We start from the raw sequence: 11,544 nt of genomic DNA, 5'->3' as shown, positions 1-11,544 counted from the left end.
AACCACCTGATCCCATCCCGAACTCAGAAGTGAAAAGCGCCATCGCCGATGGTAGTGTGGGAGATCCCATGTGAGAGTAGGTCGTCGTCAAGCTTTTAATTAAGAAGCCCTGATCGCTAACGCGGTCAGGGCTTTTTTACGTCTGTTGAAAATGAAACTAGCTTAGTAAAGGGGTCAGATCCCTAGGCCGACTGCAGTGATCGGAAACTGATGGACGAGCAGGGATCTGACCCCTGAGGTGATATTTAGTCTTTACTAGAGCACCTTTCAGAATCTCTCTTTATATTTTTAACTCCCCTTACTCTATGGTTGTGTTAATTAAACCGAAGTTCATATCACCTTATTAAAACCAAATAACTTTGATTGCATATCGCTCACCAGCTTATGTGGTTATTGATAGAAAGCTGGTTTCAGTTTTGAAGGGTTTTTGTATCTTTTGAAAATGTTTTGGCTGCGTTCTCACTAGTATGAGCTGTTTTGAGCTTTTAATTTGTACAGCAGTGAACTTTTTTAAATCAATATCACTGTCATTAATAGTCTTTATGAAATTTTATTTCAGAATTTAGTCGTTAATGAGTAGGAGACATGAATAAACGGGTATAAAATTCCAAAATCAAAATTTTGGGCTTTTAAATTAATCAATTGAGGTTGTTATCATGTCAGAGGTACTACAAATAGTACTGATAAGCTTGGCTGTATTAGCTTTGCTGGGAGTCGTGTTAGAGGATATTATCCATGTTAATAAAGCTAAGATAACGTTGTTTTTAGGAACGTTTTCTTGGTTTTTATTGTATGTTTTTCACTCTGGCTCTCCGGAGGAAGCCGAAGCTGTTGCGATCGGATTTGAGGAAAACGTTGCGGAGATTGCGTCACTTTGGTTGTTTCTTGTGGCTGCGATGACTTTTGTCGCGTATTTAAATAAAAAGGGGATGATTGAGAATGTTATCCACCTTTTCTTACCGCGGCAGATTAAAGAGCGGTCACTGCTGTTTCTAACAGCGATCTTTTGTTTTATTTTCTCTTCTTTAGCGGACAATATTACTGCGACACTTGTTTCAGTAACATTAATTCTGTCTTTGAATCTATCGACTAAGAAAACAATTCGTTTTGCGACATTAGTGGTATTTGCGGTTAACTCTGGTGGTGTATCGTTGATAACCGGTGATGTCACGACCTTGATGATTTTCCTCGATGGCAAGGTCAACATTTTAGATCTCTTGATGCTTTCTTTGCCTGCCTTCACGGCTGTAATGGTATTGGCTTTATTACTAAGCCGAGGACTAAACGATACCGTTGAGATTAACATTCGTCATAATGAAGTAAGACCTGTTGATCTTATGATTGCGGGGGCCTTTCTTTGTACGATCGTGACGACGATAGTTGCCAATGTATTATTTGGCATTCCACCTGTACTGATGTTCTTACTGGGTATGGCAACGATGTTTCTCATTGCACGTTTCTTTGACTCAGATGAAAAGGAAGAGCAACAGATTTTAGAATACATCCGAGTAATAGAGTTCGAGACATTACTGTTCTTCTTGGGCATTCTTTTGCTAGTCGGTATGTTGAAAGAGATTGAAGTGCTGGATGCGATTGTTCGCATGTATGAAATTCTTCCTCCAACCCTCGCTAACTTTTTAATGGGCGTATTATCGTCTGCGATTGATAACGTACCTTTAACAGCTGCTTTGTTAAAAGCTGGGATTGTTATGACTGAAGCGGAATGGTTAGGCCTGACTTATGCTGTTGGTGTGGGTGGTTCACTGCTTGTAATTGGTTCTGCCGCTGGGATTGTGGCGATGAGTAAGGTAGACGGTTTGACGTTTGGCTCTTACGCTCGATACTCATTTGTCCTGCTTCTGGTATATGCGATAGGCTATGCTGCCTCCATAGGGTTAGCTCAGTTGGTGCTAGGAAATTAACTAAGATCGAAAAACAGACGCTGAGGCGTCTGTTTTTATTTGTACTATTGCTTTTGATAGTTGGCCTAACAATTGTATGTTTATAAAACAAATCTAATGTGTACTGAATTTATAATCTAAGCACCTGAAAACGGCTAATTCGTGCTTAGTATTGGTGCGCTTTATAGGGATGATGGTAAGTGGAGTAGCTATGTTGGATGTTGTGTGGCTTTTGGTCTCGGCAAGCTTGGTATTTCTAATGCAAGCAGGTTTTCTATGTTTGGAAAGCGGTCGTATCAGGAGTAAGAACAGCATTAACGTGGCAGCGAAGAATATTTCTGATTTCATTATTTCTTCAGCGGTGTTCAATATTTTAGGGTTTGGCCTCATGTTTGGGGCTTCCTACCAAGGTTTTTTTGGCCTTTCTGATTTCATGTTTGGTGATGGAGCATCCTCTAAAGAAATCGCTTTTTTCCTTTTTCAAATGATGTTCTGTGGCACCGCAGCAACCCTTGTATCGGGAGCGGTTGCCGAGCGTATGTCATTCATTGGCTATGTCATTATTACCATCATTTTGAGTGCAGCGATTTATCCTATTGTCGGGCATTGGGCGTGGAATGGTATTTTTCAAAGTGAGTCTCAAGGTTGGTTAGAGTCTTTAGGGTTTGTTGATTTTGCAGGTTCGACTGTCGTGCACTCTGTGGGCGGCTGGGTTGCTTTGGTGGCGATCATATTGATCGGGCCAAGAATACGAAGGTTTGAACAAGGGATTCACTTGCCCCAGGGGAGTAACTTGCCCCTCTCTGGTCTTGGTGTATTACTGATTTGGCTAGGTTGGGTTGGCTTTAATGGCGGCAGTACACTCAGCTTAACCGAAGCGGTCCCTCATATATTGTTGAATACTTTCGTTTCTGCTGTCTGGGGAGGGATTGGTGCCAGTTTCCTATTCTTTATTCATAAGCGCTATGTTGACGTATCACAGCTATTAAATGGTGTGATTGCTGGTTTGGTTGGTATTACTGCTGGCTGTCATGTCGTATCCACGAGTGATGCAATCATAATTGGTTTTATCAGCGGCGTCATTACGGTGCTTGGTAGTTATATGATGGAGCGCTGCAAGCTAGACGATGCGTTAGATGTAGTGCCAGCGCACCTTTTTGCAGGTATTTGGGGAACCTTAGCGGTTGCCATTTTTGGAGATCTAGCGCTTATTGGAACGGGGTTAACACGCCTAGAGCAACTTCAAAGCCAAGTGATCGGTATTCTTTGTACTGGCTTATACTGTGTGGCGGTTTCATACCTACTGCTGAAAGTCGTTGGTCTATTTGTTTCGCTACGGGTATCTAAGGACTATGAAGAACAAGGTCTAAATATCGCAGAACACCGCGCCACGACAGAGCTTATCGACTTACTTAATTCCATGCAGTATCAGGAAAATAAAGCTGATTTCTCACAACACGTTCCTGAAGAGCCTTTTACAGAAGTGGGCCAAATAGCCAAACAATATAATCAAGTGATTGATCGAGTCACTCAAGAAATCACATCACGAGACGATGCCCTCAGTCGCTTCAAAGAAAGTGAGATGCGCAAATCGGCCATTCTTGATTCTTCAATGGATTGTATTGTTACGATTAATAGCGACGGGATAATCATGGAATATAATCCTGCTGCAGAGAGAACGTTTGGTGTCCTAAAACGTCAGGTTGAAGGTGAAAGCTTTATTGATTTATTCGTTCCAGAAAAAGATCAAGCGAGCATTTTGAATAGCCTAGACACAGGCTTTTCTACTTCTGGTGGTTGGCTCATTAATCGCCGTAACCACTTTCAGCTACAGCGAGGAGATCAACAGATTTTCCCTGTAGAAATAGCGATTACCAAAGCGGCTAATGAGCAGGGCGGCTTGCAAGAGTTTACGCTTCATATTCGAGATGTGACGAGGCACGTGAAGCTACAGCAAAAATTGCGCTTCCTTGCTTACAGTGATCCGCTGACCAGTTTGTTCAATCGTACCTATATGACAGAGCAGCTAGAGCGCGCTCTACATAATGCCAAAGAACGTCAAACGAGAGTTGCATTACTGTTTCTAGATTTGGACAAGTTCAAGATCATCAACGATACATTAGGGCATAAAGCTGGCGATGAATTGCTTTGTGAAGTGGCTGACCGTCTGACTCAGACAGTGCTGAAGAGTGACATTATTGCAAGGTGGGGCGGTGATGAGTTTCTGATTATGCTTACAGAGACAGTGACAGAAGCGCGAGTGAGTGCACTGTCAGAGGCCATCCTGGATATTATGCATGAGCCAGTTATGTTGTTGGAAAAACCAGTCAAAGTGGGTACGAGTATCGGTATTGCTTTGAGTAACGTGCATCATGACGCTGAAACACTGATTCAACAGGCTGATATGGCGATGTATTGGGCCAAGCAAAATGGTCGTGATAATGCAAAGTTCTTCCAGCCCCATATGGCGAAGGAAGTCACGAGCCACTTTCAGAAAGAGCAAGAGGTGCAAAAGGCATTAGACTGTGATCAGTTCTATTTAGTGTTCCAACCTCAAATAGACACTCGATCAGGGGCCGTGTTTGGTTTTGAAGCGCTAATCCGATGGCAGCACCCAGAAAAAGGTTTAATCGGCCCTATGGATTTTGTGCCTCTGGCGGAAGAGTCCAACTTGATTTGTCGAATTGGAGAGTGGGTCTTAGAGAAAACGCTGCAAACACAGGTGAATTGGCTGGAGTCTGGTATTACGGCGACGCCGATAGCAGTGAACATCTCAGGTAGACACTTTATTTCTGAAGGCTTTCTTGCGTTTATTACGGATCTGCTAAAACGTTATGAGGTGCCGGGTAATCTGATCAAGATTGAAATTACCGAGGGGGTTTTTATTCATGACATGGCGTTATGTATAGAAATCATGGCTGGCTTAAAAGCGCTGGGGGTTGAAATTTCAGTTGATGACTTTGGCACTGGTTATTCCTCATTGCACTATCTAAAACGACTGCCTTTAGATACGTTGAAGATTGATAAGTCGTTCGTGTGTGAAATTGGCGATCAGGCAGAAGGCGATAAAATCTGCGAAGCCGTAGTGCAATTGGCTCAAAACCTTGAGTTGAACGTTATTGCGGAAGGGGTGGAGACAAGTCAGCAGGCAGAGGTTTTAAACCAGCTAGGCTGCTACTTACATCAAGGGTATTACTACGACAGGCCCTTATCTGAGACTGCTGCGCGAGTGATTTTAAAAGCGCAGCAATCTCATACGGATATTAGGGTTAGTTAATCTTTATCTGTTGTCTCCAGTGCACTTTCGCGGTTACGGATCTTTGTTAGTAAAGATTGTCCTGAGGTGCGTGGGATAGCTGGATTTTCTCTGTGTAGCGCTGTCTTCGCAATCATATTGGCTGCCACTGGCGCTGTGATAAGTAAGAATAACGTGATCAAAAGCTCTGATACAGAGAAGGAGCCTTGGTTGATAGATTGATAGACCAGAGAAGCAAGCAGTACACCTGTAATACCAAGAGTTGTCGCTTTTGTTGGTCCGTGCAGACGCGTAAAAATATCCGGTAGTCGCGCAAGGCCGATGGATCCAATTAGGAGAAACACTCCTCCCACCACCAATAAAATGCTTATAACCAGTTCAACATAAAAAGACATGAAACTCTCCGTTTATTCGATGATATCGCCGCGTAGTAAGTACTTACACAAAGCGGAGGTGCTGACAAAACCAAGCATGGCAATCAACAAAGCTGCTTCAAAGTAAAGGCTCGTTTCCATATAAATGCCGTACAGCATAAGCAAAGCGATGGCATTAATGTACATAGTGTCCAGCGCCATAATACGGTCGGAAACATGAGGCCCTACTAACAAGCGCCATAAATTTAAAAATAGAGCCACACAGATACAGATGGTGACGAAAAATAAAGCCCAACTTAGCATCCTAGGATCTCCTTAATAGGTTGTTCGTAACGCTGTTTAACTTCGTCAATAAGGTCTTGCTCGTTATCCAGATGAAGAGCGTGAACATACAACCAGCATTTGTCCTCTGATACTTCTACACTCACGGTGCCAGGAGTTAAGGAAACCGTACTTGCCAAGACTGTGATACCAACATCTGATGTTAGATCAAGCGGGATTGCAACAAAACCAGGCTGCAACTTGCGAATCGGCCCAAGTACGAGTACTGCTACCTGCATATTCGCCACTAAGATGTCTTTTAGCACCATAAAGAAATAGCGTAGCGCGAGCCACGGCTTAAGTATCTTAGGTTGCTCATCTCGCATTGAGTTGACCAGCAACGGAATGCTGATCGCAAAGAAGGTTGCCAAGACAATGTGGCCCGGACTGATGGAGTTATTCATTAGTAACCAAACGCTAAACAGCAGTAAGCTGTGAAATGGCATTGGGAATAATTTCATGATTAAAAGCCTCCTTCAGCCAAAGGGCTGGTTAACAGGGCTTCTACTGATAGCCTAGGGTCATGCAAAAATGCTGCCGCATCATTTGCCAATTCGGATAGAGGCCCAGCAAATAGAGCTAACAATGGTGAAGCGGACAGTAGCAGTACGACACCTAGCCACTCACCAAGGTGAATAGGTTGAGCGGCTTCAGGCTGTTTGCCGGCCGAGTAGCGCCAAAAGAGCGTTGTCCCAGCGCGTGATAGTGCAATCAAGGCACCTAAGCTGCTAAGTAATAGAATCGGCCATACCCAGATTTGCTCAGCAGCGGACTGAACAGACTGTAGCACCATTACTTTGCCAATGAAGCCAGAAAAAGGTGGCATACCAATTACAGCAATCGCTGCAATAGCAAAGAATATTCCCAGGAAGACAGGGTTATCCATTTTCTTAGCAACCACAAAACGATCTTCTGCTTTACCCCGTTGTCGAGAGATCATATCCGCTAGAAGGAACATTCCCCCAGCAACTAAAGTACTGTGTACCATGTAGTAAAGAGCAGCGCTGGTTGCCGCTTCACTTTGAATGGCGGTACAAACCAATAACGTACCGGCTGATAGCACCACTAAATTAGCTGTTAATAGCTTTAAACTTGGACTTGCTAAAGCGCCAATGGTACCTACGGTGATCGTCAATAAAGCGAGTGGCCAAATCCAAGATTGGGCAATATTCGCTAACTCTCCCGCTTCATCTCCAAACACCACGCCATGGATGCGTAGAATGCTGTAAATACCCACTTTGGTCATCACCGCAAAAATAGCGGCTACGGGAGCACTGGCACTGGAGTAGGTTTTTGGCAGCCAAAAATGCAGAGGTAGCATGGCCGATTTAAGACCAAACACAGCTAATAGTAGCAAAGCACCGATCTTGGCCAGAATGGCAACACTGCCTTCGAGTTCAGAGACTTTCTGAGCCATATCAGCAATGTTCAATGTGCCTAACGTGCCATATAAAATTCCTAAGCCGAATAGGAATACACTTGAACCTGCTAAGTTTAAGACGACATAGTGAATCGTTGCCTGAGTTTTCTGCTTTCCGCCACCGTGAACCAGTAATGCGTAAGAAGCAATAAGCAGCACCTCAAAGAATACGAAGAGGTTAAATACATCGCCGGTTAGGAATGCACCATTGATACCCATTACTTGAAACATAAACAGCGGATAAAAGTAGCCGCCTGCTTTATCGTGAGAGCCTGTGGCATAACATAGAGCTGAGAACGCCAAGAAGTTGGTCACGGCGACCATGATGCTGGACATCGGATCAGCCACTAATACGATGCCAAAAGGTGGGCGCCAGTTACCAAGGATGTACTGTGTAATACCTTCTGTTTGAACCCATAAAACCAGAGCAAAACCAACAATTACCTGAAGTAGCATCGATACAATTGATAAAACTCGTTGGCGTTGCAATGTTTTAGAAAAAGGCGGTAGTAGCAATAACGCGCCAGTAAACAAAGGCAGTAAAATGGGAAGAATACTAAGGTGCTGCATTTAGCGCTGGCCTCCTGACTTCTGGCGAACTTCTTCTTTTGTCTGAGGTATGCGGCCATCAACATGGTCATTACCTAAATCCGCTCGTGCACGCATAGCCAAGATGACCGCAAATGCAGTCATTGCGAAGCCAATTACGATAGCAGTCAACACCAATGCTTGAGGAAGTGGATCACCGTAGTCTTCGGACATACCGAGTACCGCTGCTGCATCCAGTTTTAAACGGCCACTGGCAAATAGGAACAAGTTGACGGCATAGGAAAGCAACGTCAAACCAACGACGACGGAAAAGGTTCTTCCTCGTAGCGTCAGAAAAATTCCGCAGGCTGTCATTAGGCCCACACAAAAAGCGTAGATGCCTTCCATTACGACTCCTCCTCAAAAATAGCACGTTCACTGGTCGTTAACTGACCAAGGTTCGCTAGAATTAACATAGTGGCTCCGACAACCGTGAGGTAAACCCCTAGGTCAAAGAGCATGGCACTGGCAAGCTCAAACTTACCAATGACAGGTAGGTAGAAATAGTCAAACCATGACGTTAAGAACGGACGATCAAAGAACCAACTTCCTAAGCCTGTTAGTGCAGCAATACCGATGCCCGAGCCGATCATGATTTGATAATCCAGTTTTAAACGCTCTTTAATCCAGTCTACACCGTGAGCAACATATTGTTGGATGATTGCCACTGACGTAATAAGGCCTGCAATAAAGCCACCACCTGGCATGTTGTGTCCGCGCAAGAATATGTAAGCAGATACCAAAAGTGCTAGAGGTAGAAGGCTTTGCGAAACAACAGACAGCATCAGAGGGTGGCTATCAGTTGACCAAGGGCGTCCTTGTTCATTACTCGATGGCATGTAGAGACGCATACGAGCAATCAGCTTAAAGATACCCAGTGCCGCAATCCCCAATACAGTGATTTCACCCAGCGTATCGAAACCACGGAAGTCGACCAAGATCACGTTGACCACATTGGTACCACCGCCACCGGTTTTACTGTTTTCAGTAAAGAAGTCCGAAATGGTATCCAGCGGACGGGTCATTAAGGCGTAAATAACCGTACCGACGATACCACCGATCATGGCCGAAATACCTAAATCACGAACCACTCGTCGAGGACTAGACTCTTTCGGCGTCTTTTGCGGTAAAAAGAACAAGGCAAGCATCAGCAATATGATGGTGACCACTTCAACAGATAACTGAGTTAACGCCAAATCTGGTGCCGAGAATCGAGCAAACGCTAAGGTTACGATCAAACCGACCACTGATAAAGTCAGCAGAGCAACCATCCGGCGACGATGCCAAATAACGGTGGCTAGCGAAGCAATCGACAGTAGCGCTGCACCCGTAATGGATAGCGCGTCAACCGGGATCTCGGGGCGTCGCCCTGCGGTAGCGTTTAGGTCCAAAAGTGGGTAAGCACTCATGACAATCGTGAACATGAATAGGAAATACAAATAGCGCTGTAGTGAACCATTTTCAAAGAAGTTAATGAGCCACGTGGCCTTACCAACCAATTGTTGAATCGCACGCTCAAACAAGACCTTAGGGTCATTTGTCGGGAATTGTGCTTGGAACTTAAACAAATGCTGGCGGTTGTAATACACCAATAGACCACCTAAAAGAGCGATCACACTCATTAGCAGAGGTATATTAAAGCCGTGCCAAATCGCCAAGCTATACTCTGGCACAGGTCCATTCAAAGCCGATAGGGAAGCACTTTGCAATAAGTCGCCGACAATCCAGCTTGGGAATATACCGACCAAAAGACACAGGGCAACAAGAATTTCAACGGGGACACGCATGTAGCGTGGTGGCTCATGCGGTGTTTTAGGTAAGTTAATCGGCTCACCATTAAAGAACACATCGTGTACGAAGCGGGTAGAATACGCTACGGAAAACACGCCACCTAACGTTGCTAAAACTGGCACCATCCAAGAAAGAGAACCAAGAGAGTCTTGGTGCAATGCTTCGTTAAAGAACATCTCTTTCGACAAGAAACCGTTTAGTAGTGGAACACCTGCCATGGCAGAAGAGGCGACCATCGCGAGCGTTGCCGTATAAGGCATGTATTTCCATAAACCGTTTAATTGGCGCATGTCCCTTGAACCAGACTCATGATCAATGATGCCTGCCGCCATAAACAAAGACGCTTTAAACGTAGCATGGTTAATGATATGGAAAATGGCCGCCACCAGCGCCAAATCGGATCCCATGCCCAGAAGTAAAGTGATCAAACCTAAATGACTGATCGTAGAGTTAGCTAAAAGGCCTTTTAGATCATGTTGGAACAGCGCTAAATAACCACCTAACAGGAAGGTCGCAAGCCCCGTCATACTGACAATCAGGAACCATAAATCGGTTCCTGCAAGGGATGGGTAAAAGCGAGCCATTAGGAAAATACCAGCTTTTACCATGGTAGCAGAGTGTAGGTAAGAGCTGACAGGGGTTGGCGCAGCCATGGCATTAGGCAGCCAAAAATGGAACGGGAATTGAGCGGACTTAGTGAACGCACCGATTAAGATCAACACTGTAATGATCGGGTACGTACTGTGCGCGCGGATGATATCGCCACTGTCCAACACCGTTTGCAAGTCGAACGTACCGACCACATTACCAAGCATGAGCAAACCGGCTAAAAGGAATAATCCGCCTGCGCCAGTAATCGTAAGTGCCATACGTGCGCCTTTACGCGCTTCACTCTTATTGCCCCAGAAACTAATCAGTAAAAAGGAGCTAATACTAGTCAGCTCCCAGAAGACCCAAATTTGAATCAGATTATCCGACATCACCACACCAAGCATGGCGAACATGAAGAGAATCAGATAACAGTAAAACTTACCCATGTTGTCGTTACTCGATAAGTAATATCGAGCGTAGAGAATAACGAGTAGGCCGATCCCAAGAATGAGCAAACTAAATAAGAGAGTTAGGCCATCCAAGCGAAAAGCCAAAGAAAGCCCTAAGCTTGGTACCCAATCAATAGCGGTTTGAAAACGCTGTCCATCAAGGATCGCTGGGGCCATTTGCAAGATAAGAAACAGTGCGATAGCTGGTAGCGCAGCCGTTAAAAATGCACATGCGGTTCGGCTATAGCGGGTACTACAGAGTGGCACGAGCGTGCCCAGTAGTACTAATAGGGGAATGCATAGTAGGGTATTCAACGGATTTGCTCCTTCATAGCATGTTTACGAGGTCGCCTAGATAGTTAGGTTACCCATCGCCTCCATTTTTACTAGCAACTTATCATGACGCTAAGATTGCTCAATCAACTACAGTTTGTAAGGATAGCGTGATCAGCGCACATTTTCTTTAAAAAAACGTGTGAAAAAAGTAACAAAAATAATGTCTTGCGCGCCAGCTACAAAAAAGCGCTGATCTAGGTCAGCGCTTATATTAGAGACTCCTATTGAGGGATTAAGTTCATTCCGACTTAATTTCTTCCATCAAGGCTTCAATGTTGACGACCACTTGCAAGCTCGCTGTCTCCATTTTATCAAGATGTTTAAGCATATCACCATGATGAGCCTTGCTCAGCTGCGGCGACGGCTGCTCGCCCTGAGTCATGTACAGCTTTATGAGGTGTCTCTAAGGCTTTGAAGTTGTGGAAATTTTGGTAATCACAAAACCAGTGATACAAAAGTAATTTATTGTATGTAGAGCTATAGAAAGGCCTTAAACGAAAAAGGCCTGCTGTCGATC

Annotated in this window: 8 protein-coding genes and 1 rRNA gene; 3 read left to right on the top strand and 6 right to left on the bottom strand. The window is 44.6% G+C overall.

What is annotated here, in order from left to right:
- From rrf to amt, 3 genes are all read left to right on the top strand, one after another.
- Nucleotides 1–93 (top strand): 5S ribosomal RNA (gene rrf / locus C8D85_RS17425); the annotation flags it as partial.
- Nucleotides 94–656: 563 nt separating this feature from the next.
- Nucleotides 657–1,922 carry a sodium:proton antiporter NhaD gene (nhaD, locus tag C8D85_RS17420; RefSeq protein ID WP_133565144.1) on the top strand — a complete coding sequence of 422 codons (1,266 nt, stop codon included), beginning with the start codon at nucleotides 657–659 and terminating at the stop codon, nucleotides 1,920–1,922.
- Between the two features lie 190 nt (nucleotides 1,923–2,112).
- Entirely contained in the window at nucleotides 2,113–5,178 is a 3,066-nt protein-coding gene (gene amt / locus C8D85_RS17415) for an ammonium transporter (RefSeq protein WP_133565142.1), read from the top strand.
- Here amt and C8D85_RS17410 read toward each other — a convergent pair.
- From C8D85_RS17410 to C8D85_RS17385, 6 genes are read right to left on the bottom strand one after another with little or no spacing between them, the layout of a single operon-like run.
- Nucleotides 5,175–5,552 (bottom strand): Na+/H+ antiporter subunit G, encoded by a 378-nt coding sequence (locus tag C8D85_RS17410; RefSeq protein WP_133565140.1) that lies wholly within the window; start codon nucleotides 5,550–5,552, stop codon nucleotides 5,175–5,177. The genes amt and C8D85_RS17410 overlap by 4 nt on opposite strands.
- A 12-nt stretch (nucleotides 5,553–5,564) precedes the next feature.
- Nucleotides 5,565–5,834, bottom strand: a complete 270-nt coding sequence (locus C8D85_RS17405) for a K+/H+ antiporter subunit F (protein WP_133565137.1) — start codon at nucleotides 5,832–5,834, stop codon at nucleotides 5,565–5,567.
- Complete coding sequence (locus C8D85_RS17400) at nucleotides 5,828–6,313, bottom strand: Na+/H+ antiporter subunit E (RefSeq protein WP_133565135.1); 486 nt, start codon at nucleotides 6,311–6,313, stop codon at nucleotides 5,828–5,830. The genes C8D85_RS17405 and C8D85_RS17400 overlap by 7 nt, the downstream gene beginning before the upstream one ends.
- A 2-nt stretch (nucleotides 6,314–6,315) precedes the next feature.
- A complete protein-coding gene (locus C8D85_RS17395) occupies nucleotides 6,316–7,842 on the bottom strand; it encodes a monovalent cation/H+ antiporter subunit D (protein ID WP_133565133.1) in 1,527 nt (508 codons plus the stop codon).
- A complete protein-coding gene (locus tag C8D85_RS17390) occupies nucleotides 7,843–8,208 on the bottom strand; it encodes a Na+/H+ antiporter subunit C (protein WP_133565130.1) in 366 nt (121 codons plus the stop codon).
- Nucleotides 8,208–11,006, bottom strand: a complete 2,799-nt coding sequence (locus C8D85_RS17385) for a monovalent cation/H+ antiporter subunit A (RefSeq protein ID WP_133565128.1) — start codon at nucleotides 11,004–11,006, stop codon at nucleotides 8,208–8,210. Before C8D85_RS17385 ends, C8D85_RS17390 begins: the two co-directional genes overlap by 1 nt.
- Nucleotides 11,007–11,544 lie beyond the last annotated feature (538 nt).

Origin of the sequence: Marinomonas communis, from assembly GCF_004363305.1 — a bacterium.
GTDB classification, from domain to species: domain Bacteria; phylum Pseudomonadota; class Gammaproteobacteria; order Pseudomonadales; family Marinomonadaceae; genus Marinomonas; species Marinomonas communis.
Note: the sequence above shows the minus strand (reverse complement) of the source record. Positions and strands in the feature narration are given on the sequence as shown.